Annotated in this window: 17 protein-coding genes; 8 read left to right on the top strand and 9 right to left on the bottom strand. The window is 69.2% G+C overall.

Annotated features, from left to right (window positions below; genetic code table 11):
* Nucleotides 1-98 precede the first annotated feature (98 nt).
* On the top strand, nt 99-1,352 hold the full coding sequence (locus tag D7X32_RS05510; RefSeq protein ID WP_120601443.1) for a cell division protein ZapB: 1,254 nt from the start codon (nt 99-101) through the stop codon (nt 1,350-1,352).
* Between the two features lie 44 nt (nt 1,353-1,396).
* Here the strand turns inward: D7X32_RS05510 and D7X32_RS05505 are convergent, their stop codons facing one another.
* The 3 genes from D7X32_RS05505 to D7X32_RS05495 form a co-directional block, all read right to left on the bottom strand.
* A complete protein-coding gene (locus D7X32_RS05505) occupies nt 1,397-1,933 on the bottom strand; it encodes a hypothetical protein (protein ID WP_147450044.1) in 537 nt (178 codons plus the stop codon).
* An 84-nt stretch (nt 1,934-2,017) separates the two neighbouring features.
* The gene (locus D7X32_RS05500; RefSeq protein ID WP_120601441.1) at nt 2,018-2,848 is read right to left on the bottom strand and encodes an urease accessory protein UreD; all 831 of its coding nucleotides are present in this window, start codon (nt 2,846-2,848) and stop codon (nt 2,018-2,020) included.
* A 38-nt stretch (nt 2,849-2,886) separates the two neighbouring features.
* Complete coding sequence (locus D7X32_RS05495; protein WP_147450043.1) at nt 2,887-3,420, bottom strand: hypothetical protein; 534 nt, start codon at nt 3,418-3,420, stop codon at nt 2,887-2,889.
* Nucleotides 3,421-3,644: 224 nt separating this feature from the next.
* Here D7X32_RS05495 and D7X32_RS05490 point away from each other — a divergent pair, with 224 nt between their 5' ends.
* Together D7X32_RS05490 and D7X32_RS05485 are read left to right on the top strand one after the other, a co-directional pair.
* Nucleotides 3,645-4,991, top strand: a complete 1,347-nt coding sequence (locus D7X32_RS05490) for a hypothetical protein (protein WP_147450042.1) — start codon at nt 3,645-3,647, stop codon at nt 4,989-4,991.
* 222 nt (nt 4,992-5,213) lie between these two features.
* On the top strand, nt 5,214-6,602 hold the full coding sequence (locus D7X32_RS05485) for a hypothetical protein (RefSeq protein ID WP_120601438.1): 1,389 nt from the start codon (nt 5,214-5,216) through the stop codon (nt 6,600-6,602).
* Between the two features lie 108 nt (nt 6,603-6,710).
* Here the strand turns inward: D7X32_RS05485 and D7X32_RS05480 are convergent, their stop codons facing one another.
* On the bottom strand, nt 6,711-6,914 hold the full coding sequence (locus tag D7X32_RS05480; protein ID WP_120601437.1) for a YtxH domain-containing protein: 204 nt from the start codon (nt 6,912-6,914) through the stop codon (nt 6,711-6,713).
* Nucleotides 6,915-7,131: 217 nt separating this feature from the next.
* Between D7X32_RS05480 and D7X32_RS05475 the strand changes: the two genes are divergently transcribed.
* The 3 genes from D7X32_RS05475 (at nt 7,132) to D7X32_RS05465 (ending at nt 10,359) form a co-directional block, all read left to right on the top strand.
* Nucleotides 7,132-8,682, top strand: a complete 1,551-nt coding sequence (locus D7X32_RS05475; protein WP_120601436.1) for an alpha/beta hydrolase-fold protein — start codon at nt 7,132-7,134, stop codon at nt 8,680-8,682.
* Nucleotides 8,679-9,011 carry a hypothetical protein gene (locus tag D7X32_RS05470; protein WP_120601435.1) on the top strand — a complete coding sequence of 111 codons (333 nt, stop codon included), beginning with the start codon at nt 8,679-8,681 and terminating at the stop codon, nt 9,009-9,011. Before D7X32_RS05475 ends, D7X32_RS05470 begins: the two co-directional genes overlap by 4 nt.
* A gap of 88 nt (nt 9,012-9,099) precedes the next feature.
* Entirely contained in the window at nt 9,100-10,359 is a 1,260-nt protein-coding gene (locus D7X32_RS05465) for a PPC domain-containing protein (RefSeq protein ID WP_120601434.1), read from the top strand.
* Here the strand turns inward: D7X32_RS05465 and D7X32_RS05460 are convergent.
* Nucleotides 10,302-11,492 (bottom strand): alpha/beta fold hydrolase, encoded by a 1,191-nt coding sequence (locus D7X32_RS05460; RefSeq protein WP_158625616.1) that lies wholly within the window; start codon nt 11,490-11,492, stop codon nt 10,302-10,304. The two genes, D7X32_RS05465 and D7X32_RS05460, sit on opposite strands and share 58 nt — an antisense overlap.
* 149 nt (nt 11,493-11,641) lie before the next feature.
* On the opposite strand from D7X32_RS05460, the gene D7X32_RS05455 reads away from it, so the two are divergent.
* On the top strand, nt 11,642-14,176 hold the full coding sequence (locus tag D7X32_RS05455) for an Ig-like domain-containing protein (RefSeq protein WP_147450041.1): 2,535 nt from the start codon (nt 11,642-11,644) through the stop codon (nt 14,174-14,176).
* A gap of 242 nt (nt 14,177-14,418) precedes the next feature.
* Nucleotides 14,419-16,188 carry a TcdA/TcdB catalytic glycosyltransferase domain-containing protein gene (locus D7X32_RS05450; protein WP_147450040.1) on the top strand — a complete coding sequence of 590 codons (1,770 nt, stop codon included), beginning with the start codon at nt 14,419-14,421 and terminating at the stop codon, nt 16,186-16,188.
* Nucleotides 16,189-16,198: 10 nt separating this feature from the next.
* Here D7X32_RS05450 and D7X32_RS05445 read toward each other — a convergent pair whose 3' ends face one another.
* The 4 genes from D7X32_RS05445 to D7X32_RS05430 form a co-directional block, all read right to left on the bottom strand.
* A complete protein-coding gene (locus D7X32_RS05445; protein WP_208752325.1) occupies nt 16,199-17,329 on the bottom strand; it encodes a spore photoproduct lyase family protein in 1,131 nt (376 codons plus the stop codon).
* An 86-nt stretch (nt 17,330-17,415) separates the two neighbouring features.
* Complete coding sequence (locus tag D7X32_RS05440; protein WP_120601430.1) at nt 17,416-19,182, bottom strand: glycoside hydrolase family protein; 1,767 nt, start codon at nt 19,180-19,182, stop codon at nt 17,416-17,418.
* Nucleotides 19,183-19,298: 116 nt separating this feature from the next.
* Nucleotides 19,299-20,417, bottom strand: coding sequence for an aldo/keto reductase (locus D7X32_RS05435; protein WP_120601429.1), 1,119 nt, complete (start codon nt 20,415-20,417; stop codon nt 19,299-19,301).
* A gap of 94 nt (nt 20,418-20,511) precedes the next feature.
* Nucleotides 20,512-21,096 (bottom strand): TetR/AcrR family transcriptional regulator, encoded by a 585-nt coding sequence (locus tag D7X32_RS05430; RefSeq protein WP_120601428.1) that lies wholly within the window; start codon nt 21,094-21,096, stop codon nt 20,512-20,514.
* Between the last annotated feature and the right edge of the window lie 21 nt (nt 21,097-21,117).

The raw sequence follows: 21,117 nt of genomic DNA, 5'->3' as shown, positions 1-21,117 counted from the left end.
TGCTGGATGCGCCGACCCGCCGGACCCTAGCGCGACGCGTCAGCCTGGGCCAGGATGGGCGGACGTCCAGCGCTGTCCTCCCCCTCCTGGAGTCCCCCATGAAGAGCTTCAAGGCCGGCTTCCCCAAGACGCCCAAGGCCCCTCCCGCCCCTCCGAAGGCGACGAACACGGTGGCCCAGAACCCGACCTTCTCGAAGCCGGGCACGCCCGCCGCGAAGCCGCCGTCGGCCACCGCGACGCCCACGGCCACGCCTACCGGGACGCCCACGGGCTCGCCGAACGTCTCCCGGCCGACAACTCCCACCGGGACGACGCCCCAGGGCGACGCGTTCAAGCCGACCGGCAGCCCCCAGGCCTCGTCGTCGCGCCCGAACATCGACGCGCACTCGCTCCAGGGCCCGCAGATGCAGTCGCCCAACCGCTCCGAGAGCGATATCGCGGACCTGGCCATGGGCCGCACGCCGGGCAAGGGCAAGGCCATGACGCCGCGCCCTGAAATCCAGAAGATCGTCGAGGAGATGAAGCTGGAGAATCCGGGCGCGGACGTGCTGCGCTACACGGACCAGGGCGGCCACCCGATGCTGAAGCAGCCGGGACTGCCCGCCGGCACGGACGCGGGCGTGTGCAGCGCGATGACCTCCGAGTGGATCCGCACCGGCATCGAGGCGGGCGGTGACCCGATGAAGGGCTCGCAGGCGTTCGGCAAGCTGACGGACAACCACTTCGGCAAGCTCATCGACAAGCAGCACGCCGAGCACCTGCAGAGCGACTCCCTCACGAAGCTGAACGGCGCGCACCTGGACGACATCGGGAAGCTCCAGGGCCGCGTGGAGCAGCTCCAGGGCAAGAGCGCGCAGCGCAAGGAGATCAACGAGCTGCTCACCAACCCGGACCTCACGCCGGAGCAGCGCCAGGGGTTGAAGGCGCAGCGCAGCGAGCTGACCCAGGACATCAAGGCCGGGATGGCCCAGCTCAACCAGGACAAGGACGCCATCGCCCAGAAGCAGGAGTCCATCTCCCATCTGGTGGACGACTTCCGCACGGGCCGTGGCGGCGGACACCCGGGCGTGAAGGTGCAGGACTTCGAGCCCATCACCCCCGACACCTTCGCGCAGAAGCTGTTCGACGGCACGAAGGACAACGGCCACTATCGCATCGGCCTGCGCAAGTCGGGCGAGTCCGCGGAGGGCCACGTGCTGGGCCTGCACAAGACGGACGGCCCGAACCGCCTGCTGGACGCGAACACCGCCGAGTGGAAGACGAACAACCACAAGGACGCGGTCAACCTGACGGCGGATCACGTCGACCAGCTGTACAAGGACTACAGCACGTTCGACATCACCCGCTATTAGTCACACCCGCCGGCCCCACGGTGCGTGGGGCCGGCGGACCAGCGTCACGGCAGCGACACCACCTCGAGCGACGCGAGGCCCTCCGCGCGATTCACCCCCTGGGGTGAATCGCAGACGTTGAGGTCCAGGGTGGGGCTGATCAGCGTGCGGGTGACGAGCGCGCCGGGGAACCGGCCCTCCACCACCTTCCCCTTCACGACCAGGACGAACTGGCCGTTCTGCTTCTCGTTCACCACGGGCTCGGCTTCGGCGGTGCTCGTCGTCCCGTCGCCCCACTGGATGACGAAGCGGGAGCGGACCGGGGAGAAGAGGCTCAGGTCACAGCTCAACGGCGCCTGACCTTCCGTGTGGATGCTCACGGCGGTGGGGAGGAGGAAGGGCACGCCGGTGCACAGCAGGCTGGCATCCCCGGAGAACTTCACCAACTGCTGGGTGTTCTTGAGGCCGGGTTCGTACTTCGTGTCCGTCGTCCCCACGCACGCGACCGCCGCCAGCTCCGCGCGCGCGGCACCGCCCCACAGCATGAGGACCCCGAGGAGCAGGGCCCACGTTCCATTGTTTCGCAGGAGGTTTGTTTTCATGAGCCAGAGGTGGCTCCGCGCCGCGTCGCGCGCGATGGCCCCGGGGAGCCACCGCCCTCACCCTGGCGGCCTGCGTCCCAGGGCTCACACGCGCCGGGCCCACGGATCATCTCCCAGCAGACCCGGCAGGAAGGACAGCCAGTCGCGCGTGGTGGACAGCAGCGTCTCCAGCGACACGGCCGCCACGCGCAGCAGCAGTCCGTCCTCGCCCAGGGGGCTGGCGGAGAGGACCTCCCGGGCTCGCGGCTTCACCGGCAGGGCCGCCATGCGCGCGGCCAGCGCCTCTCGCGCGTCCTTCAGCGCGGGCCCCACCAGCAACACCGACGCCAGCGCGTCGAAGCGGCCCAGCCGCTCCGGCAGCGCGCCATGTGCGGGGTCCAGCACCCAGCGCTCATCCACCAGCGCGCGCCCTTCCCGCGCGACCCGCAGGCGCGAGGCGTAGTGCAGGAAGGCCCAGCGCTCGCCCCGGGCGCTCCGCCCCGCCGTCACCACGTCCGCCAGCACCAGCGACGCCCCCGGCGAAAGCGTCACGTCCAAGGTCTGTGAATAGCGGGCGCCGGTGAAGCAGACGGTGGGGTCCGGCACCCACGCCAGCAGCGCGTCCCGGCCCACGCGCGCCAGCAGGTCGCTGCGGCAGCCATGGGGCGAGCGGTAGACGCGGTTGGCCCCCTGCGTCGCGAGCAGCGCCGTAGCGCCGTCCGCCACGTCCACCTCCAGCCGCAGGTGGTCCCCGTCCACCAGTCCACCCCCAAAGGAGCTGGTATAGGCCCACGCCGCGTGGCCGTGGTTGCGCGGGGTGAGCAGCCGCAAGGGGCTGTGCGCCAGCGCGGTGCGCACCACGGTGCGGGGACCGGAGCGCTCGAACGCGAGCCGCGCGACGCCCGCGCGCTCCGAGCCGGGAAGGGTGGAAATCACCCTCCCCTTCTAACACGGTGTGGCAGGAGGCCCGGACCTCACGAGCCCCCCACCACCGTGAGCATCGCCTCGCCCGCGACGTCGGTCACGCCCTGGGGCGTGGAGCAGGCCAGGAGGTCCGTCTGCAGCAGCGTCAGCGTGCGCTCGATGGCCGCGCCCTTGAACCGGCCTCCGGTGATGTTCCCGGTCAGGACGAGGACCAGCTGCCCCGTGGCCTTCACGTTGACCAGCGTCTGGCCACTGGCCACGCTCTTCGTGCCATCACTCCACGTGATGTCCAGTTGGGACGGGACTCCCAGGTTCAGCGAGCAGCTCAGCGGTGCCTTCACGGTGGTGTGCACCTTCGCGGAGACGATGCCCGGGGTCAGGCTCACGCAGGGCCCCAGCACGGCGTCGGCGGTGACCGTCACCTGCTGGGGGGTGTTGGTGATGCCGGGCGAGTAGTGCGTGGCCTCCGTGCCCAGGGGGCAGGTGATGAGGGTGGACTCCGCTCGCGCGGAGGTGCCCAGCAAGAGGAAGGCCCCCAACAGCAGGGCCCACTTCGCATCGATTCGAGGGATGGGATTTCGCATGCCCTCCAGATGCACCCGGCCCTGACGCACCAGCACTGCCTCCGGGTCGCGGGCGGATCCGCCCTCGGTGCAGGTCCGCGTAGCGCTCCGCGCTACAAGCACCAGAGCGGTTTCCCCGGCACCGCCGTGGCAATGCGTGGCACACAACCTGCTCTTGGGGCGGCCCGCCAATCCTGACATCACGTGTCAGATATGGCGGAACCCTCTTCCCAAGGGACTGCACCATGCACCGTCGTTCTCTTCGAAGCCTGGCCCCCTCCTGGCTTCGCCCCCTGACCCTCTCCTCGTTCGCCCTGGGTGGCCTGCTCGTGGCCACGCCCGCCCACGCCGCGGAAGCGAGCGAGGCGCCCGCCACCCTCCTCGACGTGTCCATGCAGGACGGCGAGCTGACCGCGCGCATCCGCTGGTCCGCCGAGCCGGAGGACCTGCCCGAGGAGGTGGAGGTCCTCTCCTATGACGGCACGGACACGCTCACCGCGGGCGAGCGGGTGACGCCGAAGGCTGGCGAGGAGACAGAGGTGAAGCTGTCCGGCGCGGTGCAGGAGCCGTGGGAGACGGGCTGGGCCCAGCGGCTCGTCGTGCGGGAGGCGAAGGGCCGGGAGCTGACCCGACAGCCCTATGACGTCAGCCTGGCCTGCGAGGATGAGAAGACCTGCGAGCTGACGGCCGCCCCCGGCATCTCCGCCAGCCGGGAGGTCCTGCACGCGAGCAACGCCCTGCAGGAGACCCTCGCCGTCATCGAGAAGGAACAGGACGGCAAGGCGTTCGACCTGGTGCACGAAGTGGCCCGGCGCGATCCCTCGCTGTTCGGCGAGGCACTGACCCACGCCCAGGGCCTGGTCAAGTACGGCGCCGCCGAGGGCTGCGGCTGCACCTGGGAGGCGTCCTATGCGCGCTCCAACACCCAGGGGACGGGCCTGGGCGCGGCGCACGACGTGTTCGCGCGTCCCTTGGCCACCAACCGCCCGTCAAAGACCCGCCTGACCGCGCAGGGCACCAGCCAGATGACCCTCAGCCTGCGCTGCGCGTCGCTGGACTGGCCCCGCCTCCAGCTCGTGGGCATCAAGCAGCCCGGTGGCGTGGTGAAGCCCGTGCTGCTGCCCCAACCCGTCTACAGCACCTGCGCCGGGACGTGCAGCGGCCGGTTCACCCACTTCGCGCGCATCACTGGCGCCGTGTCCGCGGTCAGCACGAACAATCCCTTCCTCGACGGCTCCGCCACGGAGCAGAGCAAGTACCACCTGGGCAATGGCCTGAGCCCGCTCCTGAACTGGACCGAATCCGCCCCCAACGACAACACCTTCATCCAGGCGACCACCGCGTACAACGTGGGCTCCGGCTCCGGCTTCGTCCAGACCTCCGGTGAGGCCTCGTACAACTACAACGGCAACAGCTCCATGGGAGTGCCGCGCGGTCGCGCCCAGGGGGGCTACCTCATGGCCGTCCAGGGGACCGTGGCGTGCCCGGGCGGAGGCCTGTACCCCATCGGCCGCGCCTGGGACATCGCCACCACCATGGGCAACGAAACCTTCCTGAACGACGGCGTCACCCTCTTCTTCGACAGCCTGTAGCCCTCCGCGCTACACCCGGTGGGGTTTCCGTAACGCAAAGGGATACATTCCCAGCGCAAGAAACGATTTCGGAAACATAGTGGAAATCCACGCATTCCCTCCGAAATCCGCATCAATGACAGACATGACGCAATCCCTGGCACGGCCCATGCTCTGACAGGAAACCGCCCTCCGGAGCCCCACGCCGGAGGGCGGACCCCATTCTCCGTAAGGGATTGCCACATGCCCCATCACTCCGCGCGAGGCCTGTCAGGCCTCGTTCCGTCCTGGCTTCGCTCGCTGACCGTCTCCTCCTTCGCGCTCGGAGGCCTGCTGCTGGCCGCGCCGGCCCACGCCGCGGATCCGAAGGAGGAGGAGCACCCGCCCATCGCCACCCTCCTCGACGTGGCGCTGGAGGACGGGGAGCTGACCGCGCGCATCCTGTGGACGGACCGGCAGGAGGACCTGCCCCAGTCCTCGAAGCTCGTCTCCTATGACGGCAAGGACACCGCCACCGCGGGCGCGGAGGTGACGCCGAAGGCGGGCGAAATCTCGCAGGTGAAGGTGTTTGGCGCGCTGGACAAGCCCTGGGACACGGGCTGGGCGCAGAAGCTGGTGCTGGAGGACCCGAAGGGCGAACCGCTGTTCACCCAGCCCTATGACGTGAACCTGGACTGCGCGGACGACAAGGAGTGCAGCCTCACCGTGTCCGCGGGCGTCACGTCGGACAAGGACGTCATCCACGTGAGCGGCCAGCTGGACGCCGTCCTCACGGAGCTCGACGCGAAGTACGGCCAGGGCGAGTACGACCTGGTGCAGGAGGTCACCAAGAACTTCCCGCACCTGCGCGGCGAGGCCCTGGTCTACGTCCAGCAGTGGTACTGGTGGTATCCCATCATCGGTCCCTGCACCTGCGGCTGGACGACCACGACGACGCGCACGCCCACCACCACCCAGTCCATCCTCGTTTCGTACCCGAACCGCAGCCTCTACGGCTGGAACGGGCCGGGCGCGAAGCACACGCTGAGCGCCAACGCGCTCACCACGTACCCGGTGACCCTCAACCGGACCGTCACCGGCACCAGCCAGCTGTCGCTGAACCTGCGGTGCTCGCGCCGGATCTACTACTACTGGTGGGACATCATCATCCACCGGCCGGGCGGGCTGTTCCCGGTGCCCTTCCCCTTCCCCGTCAGCGTGCCCTGCACCTCGCCGTGCCAGGCCCGCTTCGACCACATGGGCCGCGTCACCGGCCGGACGACCATCAGCGGCGTGGCCACCGCGCGTGAGGCGGGCACCTGGCGCGTGAACGGCGGCTCGCCGTACATCAACCAGCTCATCACCCAGAACAACGCCTTCGACACGGGCGCGACCGCCGTCTCCTACTCGAACACCGGCGCCTACAACACGGTCAGCACGTCGGGCCAGGTGACGGTGCCCTCCACGTCCAGCTTCGCGAGCGCCATCACCACCAACGGCTACGCCCAGGCCATCCACGGCCAGCTGACCTGCCCGCAGATTCCCGCGCTGGCTGGCAGGACCGTCTCGGATTACGGCACGACGCAGGGCACGCCCCACCTGTTCAGCCTGTACTGGAGCGTCCTGAGCTTCGCGGCGAGCTTCCCTCCGTAGCGCGCGGCGGATCCCCCGTGAATGACAACACCCCGGAGGCCGGCACCGCGAAGGGTCCGGCGTCCGGGGTGCTTGCGTCTTGCTTCTTCCGCGCGCGGAAGCGGCGGACTACTTGTCGGTCGCGTCCTCGACCTTGTCGCCGGCCTTCTCCACGGCGTCGCCCGTGGCGTCGGCGGCGTCCTCGGCCTTGTCCTTCGCCTTGTCGCCCGCCTCCTCCATGTCGTCCTTGGCGGACTCGCGGGTGTTGCGGTGGCAGCCCGCGCCCACGGACAGGGCGCCCAGCGTCAAGGCCAGCAGCGTCAGTTTCTTCATGCGGTGTGACTCCTTCGCTTGAGGGGGGTGGCGGCATGCGTCCCGCCTTTCCCCGTGCGCGGCGCAAGGTAGGCACTGTCCACCAACTGCCAAGGGGTCAGCCCCCCGGGATGGGCTCGCCTGGGCTTCCGGGCCCCCTGAAGGTGTCGGTGCGCGCTGCTAGGGTGCGCCTTCACCAGGGGGCTTGTGCCCTTCGCCCCCGGAGGCCCACCCATCCATGTCGCTCTCCCGGCCCTCGCGGCCCACCCTGCTGCTCGTCCTGGCGCTGACGGCCCTCTGGGGCTGTAGGTCCGACGACCCGAAGCCCGTCGAACAGCTCTTCTCCGACGTGCAGTTCGACCTCACCGTGCCGCCGGAGACGCCGGTCGGCGCGGAGCTCTTCCTCACCGGCCCCAGCGCCACGTTCGGCGGCACGGACGGGCGCGGCCTGGAGCTGGTCTACCAGGGCGGCCGGGTGTTCAGCCTGAAGGCCCGGCTGCCCAAGGACACCGCCTTCACCTACGCGGTGCGGATGACGGCGCCCACGGCCCAGGTGGCGCTGGACGCCCAGGGGGTACCGGAAGCGGACCACACCGTCACCGTCCATGAGAACGAGGAGAGTGTCGCCCTGACGGTGGAGCGCTTCGGCGCGGAGGGGGGGCAGACAGGCGCGAGGACCGTGTTCATCGTCCAGGTTCCGGACATCACACCGGCGGAAGCCAAGGTGTGGCTGTCCGGCAACCAGCCGGAACTGGGGAACTGGAATGGCGCGGAGGTGGAGCTCTACAAGGCCGTGGACAACACCTACGCGGGCACCGTCACCTTCGCTGCCGCCACGGGCCTGGAGTTCAAGGTGACGCGCGGCTCGTGGGAGACGGTGGAGAAGAGCGACACGGGCGCGGAGGTGGCCAACCACACCTTCACCACGGGCGGCGGCTTCGAGCGCGTGCCCGTGGTGGTGAAGGGCTGGGCGGACCTCACCACGCCCCCGCCGCCTCCGCCGCTCACCGGCGACGTGCGCTACCTGCGCACCGTCACGCCCACGGACTCCACGCTCAAGCCGCGCGACGTCATCATCTGGCTGCCGCCCGGCTATGAAGCGGACACCGCGCGCCGCTACCCGGTGCTCTACATGCACGACGGCCAGAACCTGATGGACGTCAGCACGGCGTTCGCCGGCGAGTGGAACGTGGATGAGACGGCGCAGGCGCTGGTGGAGTCCGGCCAGGTGGAGCCGCTCATCATCGTGGGCATCTACAACACCAGCGACCGCATCGCGGAGTACACGCCCGTGCCCTTCCCGCCGGAGTACCCGAACGCGGGCCGCGCGGACGTGTACGGCCAGTTCCTCATCCAGGAGCTGAAGCCGCGCATCGACGCGGAGTTCCGCACGAAGCCGGGGGCGGAGTTCACGGGGCTCGCGGGCTCGTCGCTGGGTGGGCTGGTGTCCATGTCGCTGGGGCTCAAGCACCCGGACGTCTTCAGCCGCCTGGGCGTGGTGTCCCCATCGGTGTGGTGGGCGGACCGGGAAATCATCTCGGAGGTGAACGCGCTGACCGCGAAGCCCGCGCTGCGCATCTGGGAGGACATCGGCACCCACGAGGGCTCCGGCAGCCAGGCGGAGACGGTGGCGGATGCCCAGGCGCTGCGCGACGCGCTGGTGGCCAAGGGCTGGGTGCCGGGCACCGACCTCAAGTACACGGTGGTGGAGGGAGGCCAGCACAACGAGGCCGCGTGGAGCGCGCGCTTCGGGGACATCCTGCGCTTCCTGTACCCCGCGGTGCCGTGACGAAGCCGCCGCCCCCCACCACCCCGGATGGACGCTACCTGGTGGTGGATGGGCGGCTGTGGCGCCGCTCCAACCCGGCGCTCGGGCCCCGGCAGCGGGAGCTGCTGGTGGCCGCGCTGATGCGGGCCCGCGCCGACGTGGGACGGGCGAAGCGCGCGAAGGACGCGGCCCTGGAGCGCCGCGCCCGTCAGCGCGTGCACCGCGCCAAGGTGGGCCTGGGGGAACGCGGCCCGCCCTGGTGGACGGACGGGACGCCGGACCTCAACCGGCGGCGCGTGCACCACACGCCCTACGCCGCCTGGTTCCAGGACCTGCCTCCGGTCCCGTGAACCGGTTGTGACTTGAACGCCTACCTCCGGGTGTGGAACACGCTTCCTGTCTCAAAGCTGTATTCCCCCCAAGACAAGGAAGTGCTTCATGCGTCACGCCTGGAATCGGCTGTGGTGGCTGGTGCCGTCGTTGCTCGTGGCGGCGTGTGGTCCGTCGCAGGAGCCGGTGGCGTCCCCGGAGGCTCCCGGTGAGGTCGGTGAGAGCACTCGGTCCGTGCTGTATGCGCCGCCCGTGCCCACGAGCGGCGACATTGTGGACAGCACGGCGTACCTGGGCCCGGTGGGGCTGAACGACGCGGTGCAGACGCAGTTCACGACGAACCCGCAGTACCTGTCCTTCAGCTTCACCGTGTCCGCGGGCGCGCAGGTGAGCCTGGAGGTGACGCACCTGGGCAGCAGCATGTACCTGGACACGGGCCTGTTCATCTACGGCCCGAAGAACGCGAACGGCAGCTACGGCACCACGCTGCGCGCGCAGGACGACGACGCGGGCTATGGCCAGCTGTCCAAGGTGGCCAGCCTGACGCTGGCCCAGGGCGGCGAGTACCTGGCGGTGGTGAGCACCGGCACGGGCGCGGGCAAGAAGTTCCGCCTGGCGTTGGGCTGTCTCAACGGCGCCTGTGCGCAGGATGACTTGTTCACCGCGTGCGACCTGGACGTGGCCACGCGCATCGAGGTGTGTGACGAGAGCGTGGTGGAGACGCAGCATGTGACGCCCGCGCAGGCGCTGCCCCAGTGCACGGACGCGCAGGACGCGCACGACGCCTGGGTGTCGCAGTGCGTGGTGTCCTCCGGCCAGAAGCCCTGGTGCGCCAACGGCGAGGCGGCCTTCACGTCGCGGATGTGGCCGGTGTGCAAGGACTTCTACCAGCGCTACTACGGCGCGGGCCCGCTGCCCCTCACGGAGCTGGAGGACAACGACGCCATCAACGAGGCCCGGGCCACGGGCCACACGTGGTGCAAGACAGGCGAGAACTACTGCGACGAGTCCCTCTGGACGTTCAACGTGCCCTCCGTGGCGGACACACAGGCCACGCAGCTGGACTGGGTGGTGGAGGGCGCCTTCGCCGCGCTGCCGGAGCTGTCCTCGAACCCGCGCGTGCAGTTCGCGCGGCAGCCGAACCTGACGTACGCGGACTTCGCGGGCCGCATCGGCTGGGCCTTCCCGGACCTGGCGCAGGTGCTGCCCCAGGAGCTGGGCAACGGCACGGAGGTGCCGCAGGTGGCGCACTTCTATGACAACCCGGTGGTGGCCCCGGGCGCGCACGACTTCCACAACCTCTACATCGTCTACTTCCCCGTGTCGCACCGCACGGCGGTGTTCTGGCTCATCCAGCACGAGTACTGAGCCTGAGCCGGGCCGCGCGCCGCCAGCGGCAGCACGTCCTGCACCAGGTGGAGGAGCACGCGTCCGGGCTCCTCCACCATCATCATGTGGGCGGAGTGCTCGAACCAGACGAGCTGCTTGCTCGGAGCACTCACCCGCTGAAGCCAGCCGGCCGCGACCTGCGAAGGCGTGGTCGTGTCGTGCCGCCCCGCGAAGAGGATGACCGGGCAGCCGAAGTCCGTGACCTGCATGAAGTCGAACCGCGCCAGGTCCGGCAGCAGGTGCGGCAACGACAGCTGGGAGCCCAGGTCCATCGCCTCCACGTCCTTGGCGGTGTAGTCGGGGGAGAGCTCGGCCAGATTCAAGTAGTGACCGATGCCGTCGCGGCCATGCACCAGGCCTCCGAACGCGTTGGACCACTTGCGCTCGATGCCGAGCTTCTGGATTGGGAGCGACCCATCCTGCTCCGGATAGGGCGCGATGGCCTTCAACTCCTGGAGGGCCTCCGCGTTGTGCGCGGCCTCCGCCGCGGCGAGCGTGAGGGCATAGCCGACGCGCTCGTTCTCCTGGCCGCTGATGACCTGACCCATCCCCACGTAGGCGAACAGCAGCTCGGGATGGCGGTGGGCGAGCCCCAGACCGACGAGGCTCCCCCAGGAGTGCCCCAGGACGAAGACCTTCTCCTTGCCATAGCGGCCGCGGAGGTACTGGACGACCTCCCCGGAGTCCTCGGTGATGCGGTCGAGCGACAACGTGGGCCCGATGCGGGCGGGGTCGTTCGCGTTGTACGTCTTGCCACTGCCGCGTTGGTCCCACTGCACCACGGTGAAGAAGTCCTCCCAACCCCCCTGGAAGGCCCAGCTCGTCGGCAGCTCCGGTGAGGCAGGCCCGCCGTGGATCATCAGCAGGATGGGATTGTTCCGGTCGCGTCCCCGGACGGAGATCCACTGCTCCGTCCCGCCCACCGGAATCTTGAGCAGCTCCTCCACGCCCTCACGCGTCGCGATCTTCCGTGCGTCCGCGATGATGGCCCGCGCGTCCACGACGGGCTTGGGCGGATTGGATGCGCACGCCACCCCCAGCGTGAGGCCACAGACCGCGAGGCACCGCGTGAGCACGGAGAGGCAGCGGCGCAAGGGCGAAGGGAGCGGCATTCCGGGCGGTCCTCCGTGAGAAGCATCGGACAGATAGGGCCGCATCGACTCGATGGGAAGCCTCCTGAGTCGCCGCGAGCCCACCGTGGTGGACGGACGGGACGCCGGACCTCAACCGGCGGCCCGAACCACTTGGAGTGAATATCGAAATGGCTCGTCGTAACACCCAGGCCTCGTCACCCTTGCGCCGAGGTCTGGAGATGCCCGTGGTTCCTGGAGCTAGACGGCTCGCGGTGTGCCTGCTCACGTTCGTCCTCGCCTGCGGCTCCACCACCGAACCCGACCCGTCCCCGGGAGGGGGCGGCGACAACGGCAAGGCCGCCGCCCTCACCCTCTCACCGGATGGGGCGACGCTGCTGGTGGGCGAATCACTGACCCTGGCCGCCCTGGCGGTCGACGACGCTGGCGAGGTGCTCGAGGACGTCCAGGTGGACTGGTCCGCCTCTCCGCCCGGCGCCGTCACGGTGACCGGCGGCCGGATCGAGGGCATGGCCGTTGGCTTCTCGGTCATCACCGCCAGGGTCGGCAGCGCGAGCGCGACCCTGAACGTGCTCGTGATGCCCTCCGACGAATCCAGTCCGTCCAGCGCGGAGGTGCTGACGTCCGCGCATGAGGCCGGGCTCATCAACGACGAGGAGCTGCTGGCCTACCGGGTGTATGCGGCGTTCGGCGATCCCCGGCTGCCCCTCCAGTACAAGGCCCGGGTCGACCCCGGGTTCGACGCCACCTCGCTCGAAGACCTGCGTCAGCGCTTCAACGACCTCTCCGCGCCCATGCAGGCGGCGCTCGGGATGTACCTGCTGCGCCCGGCGGACCCGGGGAGCTGGCTCAACGCGCCCACGCCCGATGCCCGGTTGAGCAGCATGGAGGAGCCGCGCTGCCGCCCCTTCTCCGGCGGCTGGAGCTACGTCAAGGATCCCGCCTCCTCGAAGGTCCGCGTCTGGTACCAGGTCAACGTCCCGGGCCAGCGCGACCGGGCCTTGAAGCTCGACGAGGCGATCGCGAAGGACATCTGGCCCAAGCTGATGGCGCTGGGGCTCAAGGAGCCGCTCACCGACGAGGCCGCTCCCTGCAACGGGGGAAGCTCCCAGCTCGACCTCTACCTGGTCCGCAACATGGCCGACCGTGGACTGACGGTCCCGGAAGGCTGGGACCGCACGCAAGCCGCCACCTACATCCTGCTGCCGGACAATGCCGACGAGAACGCCCTCAAGGGGGCGGCGACTCACGAACTGATGCACGCCATCCAGTGGTCCTACAAGACGAGGGGACGACAGGCCGACTACGGGTGGATCCGCGACGCGACCGCGAACTGGGCCATCGACCATGTGTATGGAACGCTCCTGGTCGGACCGAACCAGCAGCAGCAGTTCGAACACATGTTCGCCGGTTGTTTCATGAACTCCCCGGACCTGCCGCTGGAGAGCCAGAACACGGGCTACTGCACAAGCAGCGGGGCCAAAGAGGCCGGGCGCGATTACGGCGCCTACCTGTTCTTCCAATTCCTGGCGAAGAAGTACGGCCCGTCGGTCGTGGTGGCCGCGCTGGCGAAGCTGACCACGGAGACCTCCAGCCTCACCGCGGTGGACTCCGTCGTCCCGGGCAACCTGGAGAAGGTCTGGCCGGAGTTCTCGAAGGTCCTCTGGAACGGGACGCCCATCAGCACCCGGGCGGAGTCCTTCAAGGCGTGGGACAACCTCAAGGAGGTCTCGCGGCACAGCGACCTCAACGCCGACCTGTCGGGCTGGCCTGAAGCCTCGGACGAGCTTCACGACGAGCTGTACAACCTGTCCAACCGCTACTACCTCATCCGGTTCAGCGACCCGGGCACACGCTCCGTGCTCTTCCATAACGGGTGGTTCAAGAACATCACCGAGTCGAAGGACCCCGTGAAGGTGTTCGCGTTCTGGAAGGACGAGGCGGGGGCCTGGCACGACGAGGACTGGAGCGAATACGAGTACGTGGGCTTCTGCCGTGACATGCAGGCCCAGCGGGCCCAGGACGTCGTCGTCGTGGTCAGCAACGCGAAGTTCGCGCCCGGCGGCGGCGGGACCTTGAAGGCGGCGGAGACGCCCTCCCTCAAGCGCAGCAACGTGGGCTGCTGGAAGTACAAGGGCACGACGCGGTCCGTCCTGAAGGGGACGGGCTGGTCGGGCCGGGGGAAGACCCTCGACGCGAACGTGGAGTTCACGGTGCCGGGCGGCTTCGCGATCCCGGACTACGACGACCCGAGCTTCCCCCACACGAAGCGGGTGGGAGGCTTCATGCTCATGCCGCCCAAGGGCGACTTCACGCTCGACATCGACTACGGGTCCGGAGGGTGCAGGTACACGCACGGGCCCGCGACGTACCCGCTGGTGGACGCGGGAGGGATGCTGTTGATGAACCCCTTCAATGAATTGCAGTCACCGGATCCAGACATCCAGGACTGGCTGTCCCATCCCTCGCGCGCGTACACGGCGGCGCTCGGCGATGCGCGCCTCGTGAGCGTCAGCGTCACCGGTGGCCCCGACTGCCGTGGCCCCGAGCTGGACGTGCCCGGGAACATCCTCTTGACGGATGACGGAGGGACCAAGCCGGTCGTGTCGCCCACGGGAGAGCTGTCCGGGCAGTTCGTGCACGAGGGCATCAACTTCTCCTGGACGTTGCAGCCGCAGCGCGAACCCTTGAACCCGGTGCGGTAGCGCACGAGTACTGAGCCGCGGGGGTTGGCGGCGCGCCGCGCCTCGCGCGCCGTCACTCCGGGGTGATACCTTCCCACGCTGCTCCATGACGCGCCCCGAACTCCGGGCCCACGCGTCGCTCCCACCCTGACGCGGCCTCGTCCTCGAACGCGGCCCTGGCGGTCACCACGACCATGAGCGGCTACCAATGCCGGAGATGCGGGCTCAATAACGGCAGGGACAACCCGATCCACAACTGCCCAATGTGCCGCGAACCCCTGTCGGCGTATTGCTCGAAGTGCGAAACCTCCTATACCCAGAGCAACGCGGGGACGAAGTGCTGGTGCGGCCATCCCCTCGAGGACGACCGGGACTACGTGGAGCGCATCGATGCGGAGCTCCAGCGCCTTGATGGAGCCAGGGCCCCACGGCCCCCCGTCGTGTACCGGCCCCCGAGTCCACCACCGCCGAGCGCACGGCACTCGCCGCCTCCCGGCCCGCCCTCGCGGCCTTCGGGCCCGCCTCCACTGCCTTCGGGTCCACCCACCGCGTCGGCCAGGCCTGGCCGCATCCCCAAGATCATCCATGGCACCTGGGCCGGTGGGGGTTCCATCGCGGCCGTCAAGACGCTGCAGGGCATCACCAGCTGGCTTGAAAAGACGGAAGGCACTTCGGACTACGAGGTGTGGATCTGGTGGGACGACGCGCACCTCTACAACATGCACGTGCGCAAGGTCCTCAGCACCTTCCCCAAGACGCGTGCGCAATACGACCTCAGCGCCAACGGCGACGACCATGGCGTCCGCCAGACCGTGAAGCCAGGACGCGACCTTCACAACCTGCGGGTCCTCACGCAGGGCATGAGCCCGGATGAGAAGCTCGCGGTCAGCAAGGCGCTCATCCACGAGTCCTTCTCCGACCTGCAGCCCCTGCGGGCGCTGGCGGCGGCGTCCAACGGGCGCCTCAAGCTCTGCAACCTCCGCTCGCACGAGATGCTGACGGGGATGCACTTCCTCAACATGGAGGCCTACGACCAGGAGTTGACCCTGCGCGGGATGTTCGCCGCCGCCGCCTCCGACATCCTCCGCTACGAGGTGCTCTACAACTTTGGCGGCGTCTACATGGACGTGGACATCGACCTGCTCACCGACCTGGGCGACCTCACGGTCGACAGCCAGGGCGCGCTCGTGGGCATCACCCCCGACCGCAAGGGAGCCGCCTCCGCGGCGGACTACCCCGGGCGCAAGCACATCGCCTGCACGCCGGACTACGCGAACAAGAGCCTGTATCTCAGCAACTGCATCGTGGCCGCGGCGCCTCACAGCCCGGTCATCGACGCGCTGAGGCAGACCATCCATCTGGCCTACCAGCTCATCGGGTGGCGCGCCCCCAAGGCCACGTTCGAGCTGGATCCCCAGCGCAAGCTGGAAGCCTACTGGACGAACAACATCACGCGCGCGACGCTCGACCTGACCGGCCCCAACCTGCTGCGCGACATCCTCTGGATGGCCTACGACAACACGCCCTGGCAGCAGATGCCGGCCGCGTGCATCGGCCGCCTGTGCAAGTCCCTCACGCCCGCACCGGCGGCGTCAGCCAGCGCCGCGTCCAGCCCGGCCTTCGACCGCGTCGCGCCGGTGTGGCGGGATGACCTGGACGCGCACGTTCCATTCTGGAAGTGGGTCGCGGCGCACGCGACCTTCCCCATGGTTCACGTCCGGTGCGACACCGCCGCGGCGGCCGCGAGTGATTGCCTGGCGGCCAACCTCCAGACGGCCCCCAAGAAGAAGGGCAAACCCCCGGAACAGGAGCCCTTCCACTTCGCCCGCTTCCCCGGGGTTCCCCGGGGAGGCCAGCTCAAGGGCATGCTCGACGACCTGCACACGAACCAGGGCGTGAAGACCCCGCTGCCGGACGACATCGGCCAGGGCGACATCTTCATGTGGGCTTCCGTCCGGTGGCGGGTCGTGGAGCTGGGCAAGCAGAAGGGGCTCATCAAGAACCGCAAGCCCATCATCCTGGAGCGGCTCTGACTCCCGGGGCCTAGAAGGCGTACCGGACGCGGCAGTACGGCAGGTGCTCCGCGAGCAGGGCCTGGAACTCCGCCACGTGGCGCCCCTTGAACCCGGTGCGGTAGCGCACGTTGACGCCGCCGCCCTGGGACACCTTCGTCTCCTGGATTTCAGGCCGCCACAGCAGCTCCTCCGCCTTCGGGTGCCAGCCCAGGTTCACCTCGTGCAGGCCCGCGTTGTGCGTGAGGAAGATGATTTCGCACGCGAGCTGCGCCTTCGCCCGTTCGCCGATGCCGGCGTCCACCTGCTGGAACAGCTCCACGTAGGCGTCCTGCCAGCCCTCGTGGAGGATGACGGGGGAGAAGTTGAGGTGCACCTCGTAGCCCGCGGCCACGAAGTCGTCGATGGCGGCGATGCGCTCCGCGATGGGGCTGGTGCGCACGTCCAGCAGCTTCGCCGGCGCGTGCGGCATCAGGCTGAAGCGGATGCGCGTCCGGCCCTTGGGCTCGTAGGTGAGCAGCTCGCGGTTGACGAGCTTCGTAGCGAAGCTGGCCTTCGCGTGGGGCAGCGAGGTGAACAGCCGCACCAGGTCCCGCACGTTGTCGCTGATGGCCGCGTCCGCCGCGCAGTCGCTGTTGCACCCGATGTCGTAGACCCACGCATGCGGGTCCACGGTGTTGGGCTCCAGCTTGGGCCCGCGCTTGTGCGCGTGCCTGCGCACGGCCTCCTGGATGCGGTCGATGTTCACGAACACCGTCACGGGGTTCGCATAGCCCTTGTTGCGCGGGACGTAGCAGTACGCGCACGCCATCACGCAGCCGTTCGCCGTGGAGGGCGCGATGAAGTCCGAGCTTCTGTCATTGGCGATGAAGGACAGCGTCTTCTTCACGCCCAGCACCAGGGTGCTGCCCTTGATGCGGTTCCAGGCCTCCACATTGCCTTCGTTGCCGAAGAGGCCGGGGATGCGCTGGTGCGAGGCCACCTCCACCCGCTCCGCGTCCGGATATCGCGCCAATATCTCCCTCCCACGCGCGTGCTCCCGCACGGCGGGCTCCAGGTAGATGCGCGACACCTTCAGCAGCCGGTCGAGCGGGCCAGGGCCTGACGGGACGGCGGGCGGGCGCGGGGCGGGTTCCGGGAGGAAGAGGTCCAGGTTCGTCACCCGGCGGATGTAACCGCGTTCCGCCTCTCATGCACCCGCGGCGGCCCACCCTGACGACAGGCGGGCCACCGGGCAGGGGCCGGGTGTCAGCGCTCGGACGGAACGACGGGACCGTGGGAGACGCGCTCCGGGGTGTCCAGCTCCCGCCACAGGGCTTCAGGCAAGGGGGCCGGGGTGTCCAGCGCGGCCGCCACGCTCGCGGTGGGTGCGTAGACGCGGTGGTTGTTCACCCGGAAGTCGCTGTCCTCCACGGTGGCGATGACCGCGACGCGGCCCAGGTCGTTGATGGGTGGCCCGTCCGAGCGGAACGCGACGCGGTCCACGAGCAGCAGCTCCGCGGAGCCGGGCGGCGTCACCCAGACGGTGTAGCGCTGGGCGAGCAGGTCCACGTTCATGCGGAAGTGGTACGTCTGGCCGCGCACGTACGGCACCCGGCGGATCCACGAGTAGCCCGCGCCGTTGCGCACCTGGAAGATGCCGTCCTCGCTCATGCGCAGCAACATGTTCAGCCGGTTGAAGGCCGTCACCTCCGTGGAGCTGTCCGTCCAGCCCACCACGCCGCCGCCCAGGTTGTCCCGGAGCGGCGTGAGGTCGAACTCGACGATGCGCGTGCCCGTGTTGCTGGTGCCCAGCAGGTGCTGGCCGCGCGGGAGGGTCAGCTTCGAGTACCAGGGGTAGTTGGGGCGCGGGTTGAAGCGCAGCAGCGCCTCGATGAAGTAGTAGTCGCCGTAGATGAGGCTGACGTTGATCTCCTGGCCCGCCGGGTAGTTGCCCACGCCGTGCAGCAGCAGGCCCGGGCTGTTGGTGCCCTGCGCCAGGTACGCGGGCGACGCCAGCGAGTCGAGCATGGCCAGCGCGGCGTTGCGGTAGGTGGTGCGCCGGGTGGCGTCCGTCTCCAGGGTGCTCAACTCCAGCAGGGCGGACGCGACAACGGCCGCGGCGGAGGAGTCCTTGGACTGGCTGGGGGCGTTGAAGTCCCAGTTGGGCACGCGGTCCGCGGGCAGGTTCGCCAGGTAGTAGTCCGTCACCCGGCGCGCCGCGGTGAGGAAGCGCGCGTCCTGCGTGTAGCGGTACACCATGGTGTAGCCGTAGATGAGCCACGCCTGTCCGCGCGCCCAGGTGGAGCTGGCGGAGTAGCCCTGGAAGGTGCCTCGGGACCGGATGGTGCCGTTGTTGTTGTAGTCCACGTAGTGGAACGAGCTGCCATTGGCGCGCACCGCGTCCTGGAGCGTGCGCAGCGCATGGTTCACCGCCATGGTGCGCCACACCGCGGGGCCGCCGTTCTGGGCGCCCCAGAGCAGCAGCTCGATGTCCATCATCGTGTCGGTGACGAGCGGGATGTTCCAGTTCGGGTTCCAATCACAACAGTCGATGATGCCGACGGTGCTGTTGTAGCGCGTGGCCAGCGACGCGGCGGAGGTGAGCAGCACGTCGCGGTAGTAGGGGTCGCCGGTGAGCCGCCAGGCATTGCCGTAGCTGTTGTACATCTTGAAGCCCAGGTCGTGCGTCTCCGTGTTGGTCTTCTGGACCTCCAGGGGACGCGTCCACATGTCCGCGCGGTCGCGCCAGTAGGGCTCGTTGGCGACCTGGAACATGTACCACATGCTCCCGGGGAAGAAGCCCTGGGTCCACGCGACGCGGTCCGTGTTGGCCACCGTGGTCCACGTCCCGTTGGACTGGGACGCCTTGGGCGACCGGTTCACGCTGGGCAACTCCAGAATCGTGTCAGCCAGCTGCGAGCGGGCGAACGTGAAGACCCGCACCGCGTCCGAATCCGTGAAGGCATTCGCTACTGGCGCCACCAGCAGCGCCAACATCCACCACAGCTTTACTCCCGGCTTGGACAATCCCATACACCCTCCCCTGTCTGACAAGCGCGGAAGGTGCCGGTGTGCCACCCCGGGGACCAGCGGCCCCGGGGTCGCAAGCGGGCCGTCCCCCCCACCCTCGCGGAGGGACGGGATGTGCCCTACCCGACCCGGGGTGCGCTTCCGGTGAACACGGGCTGCGTGTAGCCGGCGGGCTTGTCACCCACGGCGGCGTTGCCGTGCAGGTTCAGCTGATAGGGATTGGAGAACATGCCGTGGGGGAAGGGCACGGGCGGAGCGCTGGCCTCGTCCAGCTGGCGGCGCAGCCCGTCCGGAATCGTGAAGTCCAGCGCGGCGAGGTTGCCGTCCAGTTGCTTGGGATTCGTGGCGCCGATGATGACCGACCCCACCCCGGGCTGCGTGGCCACCCAGTTCAGCGCCACCTGGGACATGTCGCGGCCCAGCTCCCTGGACACCTGCTCCAGCGTGGCGACGATGCGCCAGTTGCGCTCCGTGAACATGCCCAGCTGGTGGCCGCCCACAGCGGAGTTGAGACGGCCGTCACCGTGGGCACCGGCTTCGCTCGGCCGGTACTTGCCGGAGAGCAGTCCCATGCCCAGCGGGCTCCAGGTGGTGATGCCCAGGCCCAGCGTCTGCGCCAGCGGCACGTATTCGTGCTCCAGGCTGCGCTCCACCAGCGAGTACTGGAGCTGCAGGTTGATGAGCGGCGTGAGCGCGTGCGCCTCCGCCCAGGTCTGCGCGCGTGCCGCGTACCAGGACGGCACGTCGGACAGGCCCGCGTAGCGGATCTTCCCCGCGCGCACGAGGTCGTCGAACGTGCGGACCACCTCCTCCGCCGGAGTGAGGCGGTCCCAGGTGTGCAGCAGGTACAGGTCGATGTAGTCCGTGCGCAGCCGCTTCAGTGACGCCTCCACCGCGCGCAGCATGTTCTTGCGGCTGTTGCCGCCCGCGTTCGGGTCCCCCGGGCGGGTGGCGTTGTAGGTGTACTTGGTGGCGAGGACGACGCGGTCCCGGTCGCCGCGCTCCTCCAGGAACTTCCCGATGAGCGTCTCGCTGGTGCCGTGGGTGTAGAGGTCGGCGGTGTCCACGAAGTTGCCGCCCGCGTCCAGGTAGCGGTTGAACAGCGTCCGGGACACGTCCTCCGTGGAGCCCCAGGGGCCGCCGTACGTCCCCTCCTTCCCGAACGTCATCGTGCCCAAGGACAGCGGGCTGACGCGCAGCCCCGAACGGCCCAGCAGGTAGTAGCGATCCATCGACATGGTGTGCTTCCCTTCCAGTGGCTTATTTGGACTGAACAATCCAGATACAGGCGTGCGAAGACGGCGCGAGGTGCCTCCCGCGGCAAGGGGGGCGTTACTGGGCCTTGAGGCCCGCGAGGGCGAAGTCCACGACGTCGCGCAGGGCTTCGGGCGGGGTGCCGGCCTTGGCGCTCAGGCGCAGCCCGCCGATGGTGGACAGGAGGAAGCCAGCGGCGACGCGGGCGTCCAGCTTCGGGTTGAGCTCGCCCTTGCGCTGGGCCTCCTTCACGACGCGCTCCAGCGCCCCATGGCCCACCGCGCCGCCGGTCTTGAGCAGCGTGGCGACCTCCGCATCCGCGTGCGCCAGCTCCGTGGTGGCGTTCACGGAGAGGCAGCCCCGGGCACGGGCCTTCTGGGTGCCATTGGGGATGGAGAGGAGGAACTCGCGGATGGCGCCCAGGGGGGACGGGTGCGAGCGCAGGCACTCCATCAGGTTGGCGCTGTACTCCGCCTGGTAGGCACGCAGGGCCTCCAGGTAGAGGCCGTGCTTGTCCCCGAAGGTGTCGTACATGCTCTGCCGCCCGATGCCCATGGCGCGCAGCAGGTCGTCCGTGGAGGTGGCTTCATAGCCCTGCTCCCAGAAGACCTGCATCGCCCGGCGCACCGCCTCGTCGCGGTCGAACTCCTTCGTGCGTGCCATGCCCCCTACGTAATGATTCTG

Source organism: Corallococcus carmarthensis, assembly GCF_003611695.1.
GTDB lineage: Bacteria > Myxococcota > Myxococcia > Myxococcales > Myxococcaceae > Corallococcus > Corallococcus carmarthensis.
This window is presented reverse-complemented; position numbering and strand designations above follow the sequence as displayed.

Bases quoted from the DNA above. Each gene is read 5' to 3' on its own strand.
- D7X32_RS05510 (WP_120601443.1), top strand. From the start codon at position 99: ATGAAGAGCTTCAAGGCCGGCTTCCCCAAGACGCCCAAGGCCCCTCCC.
- D7X32_RS05505 (WP_147450044.1), bottom strand. From the start codon at position 1,933: ATGAAAACAAACCTCCTGCGAAACAATGGAACGTGGGCCCTGCTCCTC.
- D7X32_RS05495 (WP_147450043.1), bottom strand. From the start codon at position 3,420: ATGCGAAATCCCATCCCTCGAATCGATGCGAAGTGGGCCCTGCTGTTG.
- D7X32_RS05490 (WP_147450042.1), top strand. From the start codon at position 3,645: ATGCACCGTCGTTCTCTTCGAAGCCTGGCCCCCTCCTGGCTTCGCCCC.
- D7X32_RS05485 (WP_120601438.1), top strand. From the start codon at position 5,214: ATGCCCCATCACTCCGCGCGAGGCCTGTCAGGCCTCGTTCCGTCCTGG.
- D7X32_RS05480 (WP_120601437.1), bottom strand. From the start codon at position 6,914: ATGAAGAAACTGACGCTGCTGGCCTTGACGCTGGGCGCCCTGTCCGTG.
- D7X32_RS05475 (WP_120601436.1), top strand. From the start codon at position 7,132: ATGTCGCTCTCCCGGCCCTCGCGGCCCACCCTGCTGCTCGTCCTGGCG.
- D7X32_RS05465 (WP_120601434.1), top strand. From the start codon at position 9,100: ATGCGTCACGCCTGGAATCGGCTGTGGTGGCTGGTGCCGTCGTTGCTC.
- D7X32_RS05460 (WP_158625616.1), bottom strand. From the start codon at position 11,492: ATGCCGCTCCCTTCGCCCTTGCGCCGCTGCCTCTCCGTGCTCACGCGG.
- D7X32_RS05455 (WP_147450041.1), top strand. From the start codon at position 11,642: ATGGCTCGTCGTAACACCCAGGCCTCGTCACCCTTGCGCCGAGGTCTG.
- D7X32_RS05450 (WP_147450040.1), top strand. From the start codon at position 14,419: ATGTGCCGCGAACCCCTGTCGGCGTATTGCTCGAAGTGCGAAACCTCC.
- D7X32_RS05440 (WP_120601430.1), bottom strand. From the start codon at position 19,182: ATGGGATTGTCCAAGCCGGGAGTAAAGCTGTGGTGGATGTTGGCGCTG.
- D7X32_RS05435 (WP_120601429.1), bottom strand. From the start codon at position 20,417: ATGTCGATGGATCGCTACTACCTGCTGGGCCGTTCGGGGCTGCGCGTC.
- D7X32_RS05430 (WP_120601428.1), bottom strand. From the start codon at position 21,096: ATGGCACGCACGAAGGAGTTCGACCGCGACGAGGCGGTGCGCCGGGCG.